Here is a 16,946-nt window from a genome sequence, read left to right on the forward strand (position 1 = left end):
CCTCGGGGTCAGCGCGGCACGACCTCCCGCACGTGGCGGAGGAACTCGACGAGGCGTTCGCAGGCCTCGTCGAGTGTGCCGTCGTTGACGATCTCGAGGTCGACAGCGTGCTCGGGCGCCGGGTCCGGTCGGGAGACGCGCGCCGCGGCCGCCTCGCGGGTCTCCCGGCCGCGGGCGATGATGCGCGCCAGGCGGATCTCGTCCGACACGGTGATGCGCACCACCCGCGCTTCTCCGAACAGTGCCGGCAGCTGCGCGACCACGCCGCGTGAGACGTTGGCCACGACCACGCCCCCGGCGGCGACCGTCGTCCGCGCCGACGCGGGGACGCCGTACGCGAGACCATGCGCTCGCCAGGTCAGGGCGAGCTCGCCGCGATCCTCGGCATGCGCGAACCCGTCGTCCGTGACCGAGATGCAGTCCTCGCCGTCGCCTGTGGGGCGCGTGATGAGGCGGCGGGGGAAGACGATGTCGTCGCAGTCGGCCAGCGCGGCCCTCGCATGCTCGATGACGGTGTCCTTGCCGGCTCCGCTCGGTCCGACGATCGCGACGAACACTCCGCTCATGCGACCCTGGTCCCTTCGCGCCAGACACCGCGCACGATAGGGAGGACCGAACCGAGCGGATGCTGCTCCGCGGAAGCGCCGGCGTACGCGTGCACGCGCACGAGATCGGCGCGCGTACCGGCCGCGATGACGCCGCGATCGTCGAAGCCTGCCGCGCGGGCGGGGTTGGCGCTCACCAGTGCGACACCCTGCGGAAGCGTCACGTCTCCGCTGTGGAACAGATGGAAGACAGCGTTCAGCAGGCTCGAGGGAACGTAGTCGCTGGAGAGCACGTCCAGCAGCCCGAGGCGGAGAAGTTCGGTCGCGGCGACATTGCCGGAGTGAGAACCTCCGCGGATGATGTTCGGGGCTCCCATCACGACGAGTTGACCGGCGGCACGTGCCGCACGAGCGGCTTCGATCGTCGTGGGGAACTCCGAGATCCGCACGCCCGCCGCGGCCGACTCGTCGATGTGCGCCTGGGTGGCGTCATCGTGCGCGGCTATCGTGATGCCGCGCGCGGTGGCGCGCTCGACCATCAGTCGTCGATTGTCCGCGGAGAACTGCGACGAGTACTGGTGCAGAGCCTCCACGTGCTGGTCGAACTGCTCGTTCGTGAAACTGTGCTTGCCGACCATGTAGGTGCGGAACGCCTCGACATCGGCGTACTGGCGCTGACCAGGGGTGTGATCCATCAGAGAGATCAGCCGCACGCGCTCGTGCCCTCCGATGTCGTCGAAGACCTCGACGACATCCGGCGTCGCGACCTCGCAGCGCAGGTGCACATGGTGATCCGCACGCAGCAGTCCCGCCTCGGCCGCGTGCACCACGGCATCCATGAGCACGCGCGCCCTGCCCGCCAGACGGTTCTCCCCGGGACCGCTTCCGATCCGCAGCGCATCGAGCACCGTGGTCATGCCTGATGCGGCCATCTGCGCGTCGTGGGCGATCACCGCGGGGATGGGGTCCCAGAACCGCTGGGGCCGGGGCTGGAGGTGGCCTTCGACCTGGTCGGTGTGCAATTCCACGAGACCCGGCAGCAGGTAGTCCTCGCCCAGGTCCTCGTGAACGGTGCCGTCGGCCGAAGGGTGCGCGACCGCCGAGACCTCGGTGATGCGCCCATCCGCGACGCGCACGGATCCGTGCACGATCTCGTTCTCGAGCACGATGCGCGCGTTGGTCAACGTGTATGACATCAGGTGGGCTCCTGTGGGGTTGGGAGGGCGAACGGATGGACGGAAAAGAGCTCGAATGCGGCGCCCGGAGCGGGTTCGACGCAGATCGCGATCGCCGTGAGCGGTACGTCGACGCCGGTCACCGGAGCGAAGTGCTCGTCGAGTGCGGCGTCCACCCCTGCGCTGCGCTCGACGGGCACGGCATCCGTCAGCGTCAGGTGGAATCGGAACTCGTCGAGCACATACGGGTAGCCCCAGCGTTCGAAGAGCTCGCGCTGCCGGGGCGTGAGCCGCTCTGGTCGGCGCCGACGGACATCCTCCGGGCTGAGCGGCGCACGGAACTCGTCGAACGCCTGCACGCACTCGGCGGCGAGGTCCGCAAGCGCGGACTGCTGTCCTGGTGCCGGAACCAGCGCACGGAACGCGTCGATCGCGGTCACGCGCGGTGCGCGGATGCTCAGCGGTCCGTGCTCAGCCGCGAACGCGTCGGCCGCAGCACGCAGCTCCGCCTCGGTGCGCCCGTCCGCCAGGCGCATCGGCGCCTTGAGAGTGGCATGGAACCCGTAGCGCCGCGCATCCGATGTGAGGTCTCGCACGTCCCCACGGGCGAGCCAGGCCTCGGCTGCGTCCCGCAGACGGCGGGCGGCATCCGCATCAGCGTCATGCGCTCCAGGAACGGCGTACACGGCGTACCTCGTCACGCGGCGACCTCCTCTCGTGCCGGCGTGAACGCCTGTACATCGACCGCGGCATCGGCCACGGCCTCGCGCACGTCCGCGTCATGGAAGATCGCCAGCATGCCGGACCCTCTGCCGAGGCTCTCGCGGATCAGGTCGATCACGACCGCGCGATTGCGGGCGTCGAGCGATGCGGTCGGCTCGTCGAGCAGCAGCAGGGGACGATCGATGATGAAGCCGCGCGCGACGTTCACGCGCTGCTGCTCGCCGCCGGAGAACGTCGCGGGAGGCAGCTTCCACAGCCGTTCGGGAATGCTCAGCCGGGCCAGGAGGGCGCCCGCACGATCACGGGCCTCCGGGCGGTCGACACCGCGCTCGACGAGCGGCTCGGCGACGACGTCCAGCGCGGGAACGCGAGGAACGGCGCGGAGGAACTGGCTGACGTAGCCCACGGTGTCGCGCCGCGCCGCGAGAACCTGCCGCGGTTGTGCGGCGGCGAGGTCAAGGACCTCACCGTGATGACTCAGCAGGATGCGCCCCGAGTCGGTGCCGTAGCTGCCGTAGATCATCTTCATCACGGTGCTCTTGCCAGCGCCCGATTCGCCGCCGAGCACGACGCACGTCCCTCGTGCCACGTCGAAGGTCAGCTCGCGCAGCACCGGGAGCCGCTGGGACTCCTGCAGGTGAAGGGTGAAGGTCTTCGCGACGTCGATCACGGAGAGCACGGCATCCGTCGGCAGATCGGGCGATTCGTTGTGGATCATGAGGTTCATCCCTGGAGGATCGAGGAGACGAGCAGTTGGGTGTACGCGGCCTGCGGGTCATCGAGCACCCGATCGGTGAGGCCCGACTCGACCACGGCGCCGTCCTTCATGACGAGGGTCCGGTGCGAGATCAGACGTGCGACCGCGAGATCGTGCGTGACGATCACGACGGCCAGACCGAGTTCGGTCACGAGCGAGCGGATCAGATCGAGCAGACGCGCCTGGACAGAGACATCCAGACCGCTGGTGGGCTCATCCATGAAGACGAGACGCGGTCCGAACACGAGATTCCGGGCGATCTGCACGCGTTGCCGCATTCCCCCCGAGAAGGTCGAAGGCGAATCGTCGATGCGCTCGGCGGGGATCTCCACACGCCCCAGCCAGGCCTCCGCCTCGGCTCGGATGCTGCCGTAGTGCCGCCAGCCGTTGGCCATCAGCGGCTCGCCGACGTTGCCTCCGGCGCTGACGTGCATCCTCAGTCCGTCGGCGGCGTTCTGGTGCACGAACCCCCATTCGGTGCGCCACAGTCGGCGCACCTCCCGTTCGCTGAGCGTCGCGAGATCGAGCAGCGCGTGGCCGGCGCCCCGTGCGCCCTCCGGCCCGTTCTCGGAAGTCGTCAGGTAGCTGATCCGGCCCTCATCCGCGGAGAGCCGCTGCGACAGCATCCCGAGCAGCGTCGACTTGCCCGAGCCCGATTCGCCGACGACGGCGAGCACCTCACCCGGCCACAGGTCGAAGCTCACGTCCCGGCAGCCGAAGCGATCCCCATAGCGATGCCCGGCGGCATCCACGCTGAGCAGGGGAGTCTCGTCGATCATGCGTTCATCTCCGTGTCGTGGCGTTCAGCGTCCTGGTCGAGCCGCGCGGCGGCGGCCGTGCGCTCGCAGTGGTCGGTGTCGGAGCAGACGAACATCGCCCCGCCGCTGTCGTCGGTGATGACCTCGTCGAGGTACACCCCGCGCGAGCCGCAGATCTCGCACGCCTGCTCGAAGGTCTGCGGCTCGAACGGGAAGTCGTCGAAGCCGAGGCTCACGACGTCGGTGTAGGGAGGGACGGCGTAGATGCGCTTCTCGCGCCCCGCGCCGAACAGTTGCAGTGCGGGGTTCTGATGCATCTTCGGGTTGTCGAAGCTCGGCGTGGGCGACGGGGCCATCACGTAGCGGCCGTGCACGAGCACCGGATAGTCGTACGTCTTCGCGATGTGCCCGTACCTGGCGATGTCCTCGTAGAGCTTGACGTACATCAGACCGTACTCCTCGAGCGCATGCATGCGCCGGGTCTCGGTCTCCCTGGGCTCCAGGAAGCGCAGCGGCTCGGGGATCGGCACCTGGTAGACGATGATCTGCTGCTCGGCCAGGGGCGTCTCCGGGATCCGGTGCCTGGTCTGGATGATGGTGGCCTCGTCCGTGCGGGTCGTGCTGGCCGTTCCCGCGACGCGTTCGAAGAACTGCCGGATCGACACGGCATTCGTGGTGTCGTCGGCGCCCTGGTCGATCACTTTCAGAGTGTCCTCGTCTCCGATGATCGACGCGGTCACCTGCACGCCGCCGGTGCCCCAGCCTCGGGGCATCGGCACTTCGCGCGATGCGAACGGCACTTGGAAGCCCGGGATCGCGATGCCCTTGAGCAGCGCTCTGCGCACGACGCGTTTGGTCTGCTCATCGAGGTAGCCCTCGTTGTAGACGATGCGCGGTGAGGTGGAGAGGCTCATGATCTGACTCCCTGCTCTGCAGCGTCATCAGGATGCGCGTCCTCAGCGTGGCGTGCGTCGAACTCGGCGCGGAGTCGGCGTATCAGCCCGAGTTCCGCCTGGAAGTCGACGTAGTGCGGCAGTTTGAGATGCTCGACGAACCCGGTGGCCTGCACGTTGTCGGCGTGCGAGATCACGAACTCCTCGTCCTGTGCCGGCGACACGACGCGTTCGTCGAATTCCTCGCGGCGCAATGCACGGTCCACGAGCGACATCGACATGGCCTTGCGCTCGGCGCGACCGAACGTGAGGCCGTACCCGCGGGTGAACTGCGGTGCCTGCTCGGCACTGCCCACGAACTGGTTCACCATCTGGCACTCGGTCACCTCGATCCGTCCGATCGGCACCGCATGACCGAGTTCAGGGATCTCGAGCTCGACCTCGACCTGTCCGACGCGCACCTCTCCGACGAAGGGATGGTTGTTGCCGAACCCGCGCTGCGTCGAGTATCCCAGCGACAGCAGGAACCCCTCGTCGCCACGGCTGAGCGCCTGCAGCCGCGCCGCCCTGGTCATGGGATACACGGTCGGCTGCCTCGTGAGATCCGCGGGGTCCGGGTCCGTCCATCCCTCGGCCGGACGATCCGGTTCGATCAGGGCGTCTATTCCGAGCAGGTCGGTGACTCTCGGCATGGACTGCTCCTCGACGGGATCCGAGGCGGGCAGGTCGGGCGTCTCCAGCTCGTCGACGAGCAGCCGGTGCGTGTAGTCGAACGTCGCGCCGAGCTGTTGACCGCCGGGCAGATCCTTGAAGGTGGCCGACACGCGCCGCTCCGACGGCAATCCGGCGGTGTCGATCGCGACCGTGTGGCCGAACCGGGGCAGTGTGGTGCGGTACGAGCGCAGCAGCGTGACGGCTTCGAGCACGTCGCCCTGGGCCTGCAGCAGTGCCTTCGACGCGAGGTCGGGGTCGTAGAGCGACCCCTCCGTCATCACGCGTGCGACGAGCACGCCCATCTGATCGCGCATCTGCGTGTGATCGATGCGGGCGGCATCCGTCTCGCCACGACCGCGTTTCGCGAGCAGCGCGTGCGCGTTGGCGATCGCCTTCTCGCCTCCCTTGACGGCGACGTACATCAGGCGCTCCTTCTTTCGAGATCGTGCGGCAGGGCGCCCGTGAGCGCCGTCGTTCTGGGCAGCCCGCACACCGTCTGCTCGTGGGCGAGGATGAGGTCGACGCCCCGCGGGTACAGCGCGCGATTCTCCTGCCACTGCGGAAGGAATCCGACGGGGAGTCCGGCGCCGTCCCATGTGCGGGCTTCGCGGATGCCGGGACCGCTGGCGGTAAGGCCGTCGGTGCCCGCGCACGCGCGCGCATCGATCAAGAGCGTCGCCGATTCATGCGGTTCTTCGTCGGTTCCGCGCGACAACGCCGACAGCGCGGGCGCGGTCTCCGGTGAGGAGGCGATCGCGAACGATGCGTCTGCCGGGGCGTCGACGATGCGTGCACCGGTGTGGAACACGATCCAGGCCTCGACCTCGGGTGCGCTGCGCAGTGCGGAGTCGAGCCACACGGGGGTCTGCTCGTCGCACAGAGTCAGGATCACCGCGCCGAGTGCAGCGCCCAGCGGCTCCGGCGGTGCGACCACGGGATCGATGCGCTGGGGCATGGTGGGCCGTGCGAGGGCTTCCATCACCGCACGGAACACGCGCTGCGCGTCTCGCACGGGATGGGCGAACCCGGGAGTGTGGTTCCGGGCGGTCAGCATGCTCATTCGTGCTCCCTTGCGACGGTGAAGAAGTCGACCACGGTGCTCCGCGCGTCCGCTCCGGCTTCGGCATCCCGCGTGCTCTGGGCGCGTTCGAGAGGTTCGATCACCTCGGCCAGGACGCGTTCGCGCTGCGCGGGAGCGCTCAGCAGGGCATCGAACACGGCGGCGAGTCCCGCGTGCTCGGGGTGGCTGCCGAGCACATACGACGTGCCGCTCACGCCGTCGACGCCCGGTCCATGAAGCATCACTGTCGCCCTGGCCACGGTAGCCTCGCCCAGATTGAACCGGTCGCCGGTACCGCCGATGCGCCCCTGCACCATGACGAGCCCGGCTTCCGGTCCTCGCAGGTAGGTGACGTCCGGCCGCTGCGACCACTGAGCCCACAGCGCGCTGAGTTCATCGAGTGACGCCTGTGACAGCGCGCGGGCGGCGCGTCGACGTTCGTCGACCGAGGTCTCGTGCGCCCCGTTCGTGTCCGCTGTCACGATGCGATGTCCTTCACGTCCGACTCCTTCTTGCTGCGTAAAGTTATCTACGTATCTATACAACTCGACAGTAGGCCGGTATGGTCGAGAAGGAAAGCGCACGGGGACAACTTCGGCGCACCAGACGATGAACAACAGGTGAATCGGTCACGGCCGCAGGGTCCGGAGGGCAGGAGTGCGATGACGAACCCCGACGCGGCCCCGCGCTCGAACAGCGGCTATTCCGCGTGGAGGCTCATCACCGAAGAACTGCGCGGCGAGATCTCCGAGCGGCGTCTGCGGCCGGGGGACCGGCTGCCGACCGAGAACGCGATCGCGGAGCGGTACGGCGTGAATCGTCACACGGCACGCCAGGCCATCGCCGCGCTCGCGCACGACGGGCTCATCGAATCGCGACGGGGGAGCGGCACGTTCGTCACGGGTGAGTCGGTGCTCGTGCACCGGATCGGCCTGCGCACCCGGATGATGCGCAGCCTCGGTGAGGAGGAGAGCACTCGGACGAAGAGCCGCGTGCTCGACAGCGCGACTGAACCCGCGCCGGCGGACATCGCGCTCCGGCTGGGCATACCCGGCGGGGAGGCGGTCAGGATCGAGAGCACGCGGTCGGTCGGCGGCCATCCGATCTCCATCGGCACGCACTGGTTCGCCGCCGAACGGTTGCCGGACATCGCAGGAGCATTCCGGCGCACCGGGTCGTTCACAGCGGCCCTCGCCGCGCAGGGCGTCGACGACTACGTACGCGCGTCCACCGTGGTCGGCGCGCGCCACGCGACAGCGCAGGAGACGGAGATGCTCGAGATCCGTCCAGGAGCGATCGTGCTCGTCGCCGAGGCGCTCGACACCCTTCCCGACGGCACCCCCCTGCAGCACCTGGTGACGCGCTTCGCCGCACAGCGCGTGCGCCTGGACATCGAGCCCCCGCATCCGGAGTGAGAGGCTGCACCCGCATCGGCCCGGCCTGTCGCGGAGGGAATAGCGAGAGCACAATGGATGCTGTGTCCTGAGCACGTTCGCGGATCAGCCCGCGATGCAGATGGGTGGTCGCATGGAAGGTCTCGAGATCACGGTCCTGCTCGGGCTCACGATCCTGATCGGGACGATGCTGGCGCCGCGGGTGCGTCTGGCGCTGCCGTTGGTGCTGGTCGTCTTCGGCCTGCTGCTCGGGTTCGTGCCCGCGCTGCGCGAGGTGCAGTTGCCGCCGGAGACGGTGCTGCTGCTCTTCCTGCCGGTGATGCTCTACTGGGAGAGCCTGACGACATCGCTGCGCTCGATCCGCCGTGACTTCCGCTACATCCTCCCGATGAGCACCCTGCTGGTCGTCGCCTCGGCCTTCGCTGTGGCCGGCGTGGCCGTGCTGTTCGGGATGCCGTGGGAGATCGCGCTCATCCTCGGCGCGGCTGTCGCTCCGCCCGATGCCACCGCGGTCGCCGCCCTCGGTCGACTGCTGCCGCAGCGGGCGTTCATGAAGCTGAAGGCCGAGAGCCTCACCAATGACGGCACGGCTCTCGTGCTCTATGCGATCGCCGTCTCACTCGCGGTGGGCGGCGACGTGACGCCCCTCTCCGTCACCTGGACGGTCGTCGTCTCGTATCTCGGAGGCATTGCCGTGGGCGCCCTCGTCGCCGCCGCGGGGTGGTTGGTGCTGCGACGGGTCAGGACGACGATCACGATCAACGTGACGCTGCTGCTCCTGCCCTTCGTCGCCTTCCTGCTCGCCGAGATGATCCACGCGTCCGGCGTGCTGGCAGTGGTCGTCGCAGGTCTCATCGCGGCATACCTCGGACCGCGGATCACGACGGCCGCGTCGCGCCGGCAGTCCGAGGCGGTATGGCCGTTCGGAGTCTTCCTGCTCAACGGCGCCCTCTTCGTGCTGATCGGACTCGAAGTGCAGTGGGTCGTGCATCAGACCTCCCTGCAGATGATCGGGTGGCTCGTGCTGACGACGATCGCCGTCTGGGTGACGCTGCTGCTGGTGCGCTTCGGCTTCCAATTGCTGTCAGTGCCCTTCCAGCGGCTCGGCGGAGCCCGGGTCGCCGTGCATCCGCGGGGATTGAGGACTCGGGCGCAGATCGTCAGCACTGTCGCGGGCATGCGAGGGGCCGTGTCGCTCGCGATCGCGCTGTCGGTGCCTCTGACCGCTCCGGACGGAACGGCGCTCGCCGGTCGGGACGACATCATCTTCGTGACGGCAGGGGTGATCCTGCTCAGCCTGCTCGTGCAGGGTCCGTTGTTGCCCGCTGTCGTGAGGTGGGCGGGGTTCCCTGATGACAACGCGGCCGATGAGGAGTTCGAACTCGCAGAGCGTGCGATCTCCGGGGCGGCGATGGCGGCGCTGGATGCGCTCGCCTCAGAGCACGGCATCAGCGACGAGGTGCGCGATCGGGTGCGCCGCGACGGCTACGAGATGCTCGAGCTCGCCAATGCTCGAGCGATGGCGAGGGAGCGCGCACTGATCGACGCCGAGGTCGGTGCGATGGAGGATCTGCTGGATGAGCCGGATCCGCTGGCGGGCGGCGCGATCGCGGACCTGGATCCCGACCCGGTCGGCGTCAGCGCGTCGGATGAGATCACGGACGGCACGACGCTGCAGATGGTGGCCACGTCGGCCGACGTCGACGTCCTGCAGCGCTCGCCGCTCATCCGGCACGAGGAGTACGCCCGGCTCAAGCTCGCGGTGCTCGAGCACAAGCGCGAGGTGCTGCACGGTCTGCGGCGCGCTGGCACCGTCGATGATCTCGTCGTGCGCAGCATCTCCGCGCGACTCGATCTCGAGCAGGTGCGGATGCAGGGGATCGAGCAGATCGACTGACAGCGCCCGCGCTGCCGATCAGGAGTTCACGCGGATGATCTCCTGCTGATACGGCGCGACCACATCGCCCGAGATGCGCAGATCGAGCAGCAGGAACCGGCGGGTCGACGGGTCTTCCGCGGTCCAGGTGCGGAGCCGATCGAGGTCTTCGAGCGTGCGCACCGCGACGCCTTCGGCGCCGACCGCCCCGGCGAAGGCCGCGAAGTCGACCTCGGGGATGCGCATGGGCTCCTCGGCGAGACCCTTCAGACCGTAGAGGTGGACCTCGGCACCGTAGGCGGCGTCATTCCAGATCACTGCGCAGCCGCGACCGCCGGCAGCGCGGACTGCCGATTCGAGATCGGCGATCGCCATGAGCCCCCCGCCGTCGCCCGAGGTGAGCACGATCGTCGAGTCCGGCCGTGCCCTGGCCGCGCCGACGACGCTCGGCCAGCCCTGGCCGATGGCTTGGAACGCCGTGCCGACCATCATCATCCGATCCGGCGCCGACACCGGCCAGTACATGTTCGCCCAGCCGATGAAGTGCCCGCCGTCGGAGACCACGATCCTGTCCTCCGGCAGGAGCTCTGCGATCCGCCGGGCCGCCGAGCGAGGGTCGAGCCTGCCGTCGGCGGCGAGATCATCACCGCGCTCGTATGCGCGGGCAGCGTCGATGTCGACGGATTCCCGCCACGATCCGGGCACTTCGTTCGGAGAAGTGCTCTTCGCTCGGACGTTTTCGTCGGATTCCTCCGAAGTACGTGCACTTCTCCGAAGAACGCGTGCACCGAGGTGCCCGTCCTGAAGCCGGGCCACGAGCTGCTCGGCGACGATCCGTGCATCGCCGCGCAGGAACCCGCCCACGTGCGGATGCGTCGCTGTCGGGGAGACATCGATCTGGAACACTCGCGTACCCGGCGCGAACAGTTCGCCGAAGCGCATCGTGAACTGATTCAGTGAGGCGCCGAAGACGACGGCGACATCGGCCTGGCGGACGAGCCGCATCGCGCCCTCGGCGCCGAACCCGCCCGTGACGCCGAGGTCGTACTCCGCTGCGGGGAAGACGCCGCGCCCGAGCGCGGTGGATGCCGTGAGCGCCCCGGTCGCATCGGCGAGATCTCCCAGCGCGGCAGAGGCGCCAGCCAGCCAGGCTCCTCGGCCGGCGAGCAGGAACGGCCTCTCGGCATCGCGCAGCGCGGCGGCGATGTCATCCAGCATCCCGTCGGCGAACTCTCCCTTGGGCGAGAGCGGTGTCGGGATGCGCGGCGCCGGTGCAGGAGGTACCGGTCCGGCTTCGAGCGCGGCGACGTCGTAGGGGATCGCGAGCACGACAGGCACGCGATAGGTCAGTGCGTGCTCGATCGCGATGATCGTCGTCGCCGCGGCATCCGCTCGTCCGACCGTGTACGTCCGTGCGCCCACTGCCGAAGCGAGCGCGATCTGGTCGACATCCCAGGGGCGTGGGCCGGAGGTGGGCTCGTCGCCCACCACGAGCACGAGCGGCACGTGCGCCTGCACCGCCTCCGCGAGCGCGGTCAGGGTGTTCGTGAACCCGGCGCCGTAGGTGGTGGTGGCGGCGGCGATCCTCCCGGACGCGCGGTGATGGGCATCGGCGGCGACGACCGCGCCCTGCTCGTGGCGCACGGCGGTGAACTTCACCGGCGTCTGGCGCTCGAGCGCGTCGAGGAAATGGGCGTTGCCGTTGCCCATCACACCGAAGACGGCGTCGATGTGCTGAGCGAGAGTGAGGGCGACGTGAGCGGAGACAGTGGGCATGGGGAATGCCTTTCGAGACGACGGATCGATTCCGTGTGTGTCTCGCTTCGCGCGACATCGCGGCGAATGCTTCGTGCCCCTTTTTCGGGCACCGGCGCCCCTTTCCAGGGAATCCGGACATCGACGATTCTAACGGCAGAATAGACGCATGACGGATGCTGCGATCGAACGCGAGACACTCACCTGGGACGGCTTCGGAGCAGCGACGCGAGACCTCGCGCGCAGCATCGTCGCCAGCGGATTCGAGCCGGAGGTCGTGGTCGCGATCGCCCGCGGTGGGCTACTGCCCGCAGGAGCGATCGCGTACGGGCTGGGCGCGAAGAACTGCGGAGCGATCAACGTGGAGTTCTACACCGGCATCGGCACGGTCCTGGATGCACCGGAGGTGCTGCCGCCCGAACTGGACATGGCGTATCTCGACGGGCGCCGTGTACTGCTGGTCGATGACGTGGCGGACTCAGGGCGCACGCTGGCACTGGCCGTGGAACTGCTGCAGGCGAAGGGCGCAGAGGTGCGATCCGTGACGATCTACACCAAGCCGTCGACGATCATCCAGCCCGACTACGCGTGGAAGGACACCGATCTGTGGATCAACTTCCCGTGGTCGTTCCAGGGCACGGTCCGCGAAGAAGACCTGGGTCTCGCGCCCACGGCGTGACCGATCGAGAGTCCGATCCTGCTGTGAACACGTCCGAACAGTTCTCCTGGCGGACGCTGTTGCGCCCGCCGCAGGGGGCGGTCTCGCTCGAGACGGCCGCTCTGCTCGTGGGAGCGGTGTTCTTCGCCATCGGGTTCGTCGTGTCCGTGTTCGTGTTCTGGGGGCATGAGCTGTCGATCGTCGGTGATCGTTCGATCGGCACGTACGCGTCGATCGGCGGCGCGGTCGTCGCGGTGCTGTCGGCGCTGCTGGGGCGGCTCGGTGTCCGCCCGGGACGCCGTGTCATCCACAGCGACGGGCTCGCGATGCGCGATGACCGACTGCGCTGGTACGACATCGCCGCCATCGCGCTCGCGTATGCCGTCACTGCGCTCCTCGGCTGGGCGGGGATCGCGCTGCTCCTGGCCCGCAGCTTCACCGACGCCCCTGTCTTCGCCTTCCCCGGCGCTGTGCTCGTTGCCGTCGCCTTCGCCCTGACGGCATACGTGTGCTTCCTCAGCGCTGTCTCGCTCACGCCGATGTCGCTGTCCCTCGTCCTCGCGGTCTTCCTCGTGGTCGGTGCATTCGCCAGCATGCTGACCGCGACCGATGCCCACTGGTGGCAGGACAATCTCTCCGCCCTCGGCATGGCGAGCAACGACTCGTCCTGGATCTTCAACGGCACGCTGATCGTCGCCGGCATCATCGTGACCACGATCGCGCGCTACTCGACGGCCGGACTCCCCGTCGACGCGCCGAGGGATGCCAGAGGCCGACGACTCGTGCGCATCGGGATGATCCTGATCGGCGTCTTCCTCACCTGCGTCGGCATCTTCCCCGTCGATGCGTTCTTCGTGGTGCACAACACCGTCGCGACAGGGATGGCCGTGGCCTTCGCCGTCGTCGTGATCGGTCTGCCCTGGATGCTGCCGAGGATCTCCAAGGTCTTCATCGCGCTCGGATACGCCTACGTCGCCGTGATCGTGCTGCTGGCCGTGTTCTTCGCGACGGGTTACTACAACCTGACCGCCGTCGAGCTGATCGCCGCCGTGCTGATCTTCAGCTGGATCATCGTCTTCCTCCGGGCTGCCGAGGAGGTGTCGACGGCGATCGCCGAGCCCGGTGATGCGTGAGCGAGGACTCAGTCCCGCAGGGCGCGGGTGGCGTCGCGGGTGCGCGTGAGAGCGTCCACCGTCTCGGCGAAGCGGCGCTTGGCGACGCCCATGAAGAGGCAGTCGACCAGCGCGAGCTGAGCGATGCGACTGACCATCGCGCCGGCGCGGAATGTCGACTCGCGCACCTCGGTGAAGAGCGCATGATCCGCCGCGTCGGCGAGAGGCGAGCCCTTCACCGAGGTCACCCCGATCGTCGCGGCGCCATTGCTGCCGGCGCTGCGGAGGAAACGCACGGTCTCGGGCGTGACGCCGGAGTGTGAGAACCCGACCGCGACGGTCGGACCCGCGTGCAGCACGGTCGCGGTGATCGCTTCGTGCGGGTCAGTGAGCAGGCGCGCGTTGCGGCCGACGCGCAGCAGTTTGTGCGCGAGGTCTTCGGCGACGATCCTGCTTGCGCCGATGCCGTAGAGAAGGATGCGCTCGGCGCGGTCGATTTCGGTGATCGCCGCTGCCAGCACCTCGAAGTCGAGTCGCGCCACGGTCTCCTCGATGGCGAGCATTTCCAGCGCCGCGAGCTTCGAGACGGCCTCACGGAGGGAGTCGTGGTCGGAGATCTCCGAACCGTAGGCTCCCTTCGCCGAGAACTGCGCCGCTTCCTTGCCGAGTTCGGTGGCGAGCGCCATGCGCAACGGGGCATAACCGCTGAAACCGATCGCGCGGCAGAAGCGCACCACGGAGGCGACGGAGGTGCTGCAGGCGGTCGCGAGCTCGTTGATCGTCATGTCGATCACGATCGACGGATTCTCCCTCACGGCTCCCGCGATGCGGGCCAGAGAGGGCGGAAGGGTCGAGGTGGATGCTTCGATCGTCGATTGGATGCTCATCCGCGCTCCTCGGGAGAGGTAAATAATTTTCAGTCCGTCGCATTCGACTGTAGACTGTTTTCGACAACCGCAGCCGACGACACGAGAGTCCAGAGATGCCGATCGAGCACATCACTGCCGCCGTCGATCTGGGCAAGTCGCGGTGCCGCGTCGCCGTGATCACGCCCGATGGTCGTGACACGCACACGGGCGATGGCACCCCCGGCCTCGCCGCGGTCGACGGCGTCGACCATGCCGCCGCAGCGATCCTGAAGCTGCTCGAGAAGGCCGGATTCGAAAAGGCTGGGCTCATGGACGGCCTCGGCGTGGGCGCGGCAGGAGCGTGGACGGCGCCGGATGCCGCAGCCGCTCTCGCACGTCTGCTCGCCGACGCGCTCGGTGCGCCCGTCGCCGTCGCCTCGGATGTCGTGACGGCGCACGTCGGGGCGCTGGGCGGTGCCCCCGGCACTCTGCTCATCGCCGGCACCGGTGCCGTCGCGCTCGGTGCGGATGCCGAAGGTCTGCGCCTGGTCGACGGCTGGGGCCCCGATCTCGGTGACTTCGGCAGCGGATCGTGGATCGGGCGGGAAGGCGCGCGTGCAGTGCTGCGCGCCAGAGACGGACTCGGCGCCGAGACGATGCTCACCGATGCCGTGCGCGCGCATGTGGCGCCGCATCCGGATCCCGTCACCTGGCTGGCCGCGGGCATCGCGACCGCCAGGCAGCTGGCGACGATCGCTCCGCTCGTGCTCGACGCAGCCGCGGCAGGCGACGTCGTCGCTTCGGGCATCGCCGCCGAAGCCGTGCGCCTGCTCACATCGACCGCGCTCGCCGCATCCGATCGCGCCGATGACGTCGCCATCCATGGCGGACTCACCGATCACTCCTGGTTCCGCGCCGAACTCGAGCGCTCCCTCACCGCAGCCGGCCGCACGATCGTGCACCCCGCCGGCGACGCCTTCGACGGCGCGGCGCACCTCGTGCACCGCACCGACATGCCCCACGAAAGGTTCGTGCATCGTGCCGAATGACACCTCTGCGAATGACTCCGACGCGACCCGACTCGCAGATCTGCTCGAGGAGCTGGCCGCCCTCGGCACCGAGGCGTCGACGACCGAGCGCGGCGACCTCGATCTGCTCGACACGGCAGAGCTCGTGCGTCGGATGAACGCCGAGGATCAGCGTGTGCCGGTTGCGGTGGCAGAGCGTGCGAACGAGATCGCGCGTGCGGTGGACGGCATCACGGAGCGGTTCCGTCGCGGCGGACGTCTCATCTACATCGGCGCAGGAACGGCAGGCCGAGTGGGAGTGCTCGACGCCAGCGAGTGCCCGCCGACATTCGGCACGGCCCCGTCGATGGTCGTCGGCCTCATCGCAGGTGGCGAGACCGCGATCCGCTCCGCGGTCGAGAACGCGGAGGACGATGCGGATGCTGCGGAGGCGTCGCTGCGCGCGCTCGAGCTGAGTGAACGAGACACGGTCGTCGGGATCTCTGCATCCGGTCGCACGCCGTACGTCATCGGTGGCCTCGACTACGCGCGCAGTGTCGGTGCGCTGACAGCGGCGATCGCATCCAACGCCGACTCCGCGATAGGTACCGCCGCTGAGATCGCGATCGAGGTCGTCACCGGTCCTGAATTCATCTCGGGTTCCACGCGGCTCAAGGCCGGAACTGCGCAGAAGCTCGTCGTGAACATGCTCACCACGCTGTCGATGATCAAGCTCGGCAAGACCTATCGTGGCGTCATGGTCGATCTGCTCGCCACCAACGAGAAGCTGCATGCGCGCTCGGTGCGTACCGTGACGCAGCTCGCCGGCGTCGGCGTCGACGAGGCCTCTGCGGCCCTGCGCGCAGCGGAAGGCTCGGTGAAGCTGGCCCTGCTGATCCTCGCGACAGGCGCGGATGCGCCGCGTGCGGCGCTCGCTCTGGCAGAGGCCGACGGCATCCTGCGTGAGGCGATCGCGGCGCTCAGCCGATCCTGATCTCGAATCCGTCCCGCGCGGGGTCGATCGCGACCTGAGTGAGGTCGTCGACGTGATGCGCAGGCGCGAATGATGGCGCATGCGGACCGACGCCGATCACGGTCATGCCGGCGTCGATTCCGGCCTGGATGCCCGCGCCGGAGTCCTCGAAGACCACGCAGTCGACGGGATCGACGCCCAGTGAGGATGCCGCGAGCAGGAACCCCTCCGGATCGGGCTTGCTCTGCGAGACGTGCTCGGCCGTGATCGCGAGTTCGGTGAGCGGAAGCCGAGCGGCGCCCATCCGTGCCGTCATGAGGGCGACGTCGGCCGAGGTGACGATCGCGTGCGGCATGTCCTGCAATGACCGGAGCAGTTCGGCGGCGCCGGGGATCGCGATGACGCCGTCGGTCTCGGCGCTCTCCCGCGCCAGCATCCGCTGGTTCTCCTCGCGGTTGATCGCGTGATCGCGCTCAGGGAGGAGGATCGCCATGCTCTGCCAGCCCTGACGCCCGTGCACCGTTTTCAGCACCGTGTCGCGGTCGAGCCCGTGCGGTTCTGCCCACTCAAGCCACAGGCGCTCGACGACGGCCGTGGAGTCGACGAGTGTGCCGTCCATGTCGAGCAGGACAGCGCGTGCGGTGATGGTCGTCGTCATGCATTCAGGCTATCCCGGCGGACGTCCGAGGCACGCGGCA

At 68.6% G+C, this 16,946-nt stretch carries 18 protein-coding genes; 6 read left to right on the top strand and 12 right to left on the bottom strand.

Features of this window, described 5'->3' with window-relative positions; translation table 11 throughout:
* Positions 1–8: 8 nt before the first annotated feature.
* The 9 genes from phnN to phnG are packed head-to-tail and all read right to left on the bottom strand — an operon-like array spanning position 9 to position 7,107.
* Complete coding sequence (phnN, locus tag ACYVG2_RS01240) at positions 9–566, bottom strand: phosphonate metabolism protein/1,5-bisphosphokinase (PRPP-forming) PhnN (protein WP_460779318.1); 558 nt, start codon at positions 564–566, stop codon at positions 9–11.
* The gene (locus ACYVG2_RS01245) at positions 563–1,741 is read right to left on the bottom strand and encodes an alpha-D-ribose 1-methylphosphonate 5-triphosphate diphosphatase (RefSeq protein WP_460779319.1); all 1,179 of its coding nucleotides are present in this window, start codon (positions 1,739–1,741) and stop codon (positions 563–565) included. The genes phnN and ACYVG2_RS01245 overlap by 4 nt, the downstream gene beginning before the upstream one ends.
* Positions 1,741–2,421: a DUF1045 domain-containing protein gene (locus ACYVG2_RS01250; RefSeq protein ID WP_460779320.1), complete on the bottom strand. Its 681-nt coding sequence runs from the start codon at positions 2,419–2,421 to the stop codon at positions 1,741–1,743. Before ACYVG2_RS01250 ends, ACYVG2_RS01245 begins: the two co-directional genes overlap by 1 nt.
* A complete protein-coding gene (gene phnL / locus ACYVG2_RS01255; protein WP_460779321.1) occupies positions 2,418–3,170 on the bottom strand; it encodes a phosphonate C-P lyase system protein PhnL in 753 nt (250 codons plus the stop codon). The genes ACYVG2_RS01250 and phnL overlap by 4 nt, the downstream gene beginning before the upstream one ends.
* Positions 3,167–3,979, bottom strand: a complete 813-nt coding sequence (phnK, locus tag ACYVG2_RS01260; protein WP_460779322.1) for a phosphonate C-P lyase system protein PhnK — start codon at positions 3,977–3,979, stop codon at positions 3,167–3,169. Before phnK ends, phnL begins: the two co-directional genes overlap by 4 nt.
* The gene (locus ACYVG2_RS01265) at positions 3,976–4,872 is read right to left on the bottom strand and encodes an alpha-D-ribose 1-methylphosphonate 5-phosphate C-P-lyase PhnJ (protein WP_206476820.1); all 897 of its coding nucleotides are present in this window, start codon (positions 4,870–4,872) and stop codon (positions 3,976–3,978) included. The genes phnK and ACYVG2_RS01265 overlap by 4 nt, the downstream gene beginning before the upstream one ends.
* Positions 4,869–5,987 (bottom strand): carbon-phosphorus lyase complex subunit, encoded by a 1,119-nt coding sequence (locus tag ACYVG2_RS01270; protein WP_460779324.1) that lies wholly within the window; start codon positions 5,985–5,987, stop codon positions 4,869–4,871. Before ACYVG2_RS01270 ends, ACYVG2_RS01265 begins: the two co-directional genes overlap by 4 nt.
* Positions 5,987–6,625, bottom strand: coding sequence for a phosphonate C-P lyase system protein PhnH (gene phnH / locus ACYVG2_RS01275; protein ID WP_460779325.1), 639 nt, complete (start codon positions 6,623–6,625; stop codon positions 5,987–5,989). Before phnH ends, ACYVG2_RS01270 begins: the two co-directional genes overlap by 1 nt.
* The gene (gene phnG / locus ACYVG2_RS01280) at positions 6,622–7,107 is read right to left on the bottom strand and encodes a phosphonate C-P lyase system protein PhnG (protein ID WP_460779326.1); all 486 of its coding nucleotides are present in this window, start codon (positions 7,105–7,107) and stop codon (positions 6,622–6,624) included. Before phnG ends, phnH begins: the two co-directional genes overlap by 4 nt.
* Before the next feature lie 180 nt (positions 7,108–7,287).
* Between phnG and phnF the strand changes: the two genes are divergently transcribed.
* Both phnF and ACYVG2_RS01290 read left to right on the top strand, forming a co-directional pair.
* Positions 7,288–8,040 (top strand): phosphonate metabolism transcriptional regulator PhnF, encoded by a 753-nt coding sequence (phnF, locus tag ACYVG2_RS01285; RefSeq protein ID WP_460779327.1) that lies wholly within the window; start codon positions 7,288–7,290, stop codon positions 8,038–8,040.
* Positions 8,041–8,152: 112 nt separating this feature from the next.
* Positions 8,153–9,916, top strand: a complete 1,764-nt coding sequence (locus ACYVG2_RS01290; protein ID WP_460779328.1) for a Na+/H+ antiporter — start codon at positions 8,153–8,155, stop codon at positions 9,914–9,916.
* An 18-nt stretch (positions 9,917–9,934) separates the two neighbouring features.
* On the opposite strand, the gene ACYVG2_RS01295 is transcribed toward ACYVG2_RS01290, so the two are convergent.
* On the bottom strand, positions 9,935–11,671 hold the full coding sequence (locus tag ACYVG2_RS01295; protein WP_460779329.1) for a thiamine pyrophosphate-binding protein: 1,737 nt from the start codon (positions 11,669–11,671) through the stop codon (positions 9,935–9,937).
* A 148-nt stretch (positions 11,672–11,819) separates the two neighbouring features.
* Between ACYVG2_RS01295 and ACYVG2_RS01300 the strand changes: the two genes are divergently transcribed.
* Together ACYVG2_RS01300 and ACYVG2_RS01305 are read left to right on the top strand one after the other, a co-directional pair.
* Complete coding sequence (locus tag ACYVG2_RS01300) at positions 11,820–12,329, top strand: phosphoribosyltransferase (protein WP_448965143.1); 510 nt, start codon at positions 11,820–11,822, stop codon at positions 12,327–12,329.
* 23 nt (positions 12,330–12,352) lie between these two features.
* Positions 12,353–13,441, top strand: coding sequence for a DUF998 domain-containing protein (locus ACYVG2_RS01305; RefSeq protein ID WP_460779330.1), 1,089 nt, complete (start codon positions 12,353–12,355; stop codon positions 13,439–13,441).
* Positions 13,442–13,449: 8 nt separating this feature from the next.
* Here the strand turns inward: ACYVG2_RS01305 and ACYVG2_RS01310 are convergent, their stop codons facing one another.
* The gene (locus ACYVG2_RS01310; RefSeq protein WP_460779331.1) at positions 13,450–14,307 is read right to left on the bottom strand and encodes a MurR/RpiR family transcriptional regulator; all 858 of its coding nucleotides are present in this window, start codon (positions 14,305–14,307) and stop codon (positions 13,450–13,452) included.
* Positions 14,308–14,402: 95 nt separating this feature from the next.
* On the opposite strand from ACYVG2_RS01310, the gene ACYVG2_RS01315 reads away from it, so the two are divergent.
* Together ACYVG2_RS01315 and murQ are read left to right on the top strand one after the other, a co-directional pair.
* The gene (locus tag ACYVG2_RS01315; RefSeq protein WP_460779332.1) at positions 14,403–15,317 is read left to right on the top strand and encodes an N-acetylglucosamine kinase; all 915 of its coding nucleotides are present in this window, start codon (positions 14,403–14,405) and stop codon (positions 15,315–15,317) included.
* A complete protein-coding gene (gene murQ, locus ACYVG2_RS01320) occupies positions 15,307–16,269 on the top strand; it encodes an N-acetylmuramic acid 6-phosphate etherase (protein WP_460779333.1) in 963 nt (320 codons plus the stop codon). Before ACYVG2_RS01315 ends, murQ begins: the two co-directional genes overlap by 11 nt.
* Here the strand turns inward: murQ and ACYVG2_RS01325 are convergent.
* Positions 16,256–16,906, bottom strand: coding sequence for an HAD-IA family hydrolase (locus ACYVG2_RS01325; RefSeq protein ID WP_460779334.1), 651 nt, complete (start codon positions 16,904–16,906; stop codon positions 16,256–16,258). The two genes, murQ and ACYVG2_RS01325, sit on opposite strands and share 14 nt — an antisense overlap.
* Positions 16,907–16,946: the final 40 nt, after the last annotated feature.

Source organism: Microbacterium shaanxiense, from assembly GCF_054779995.1.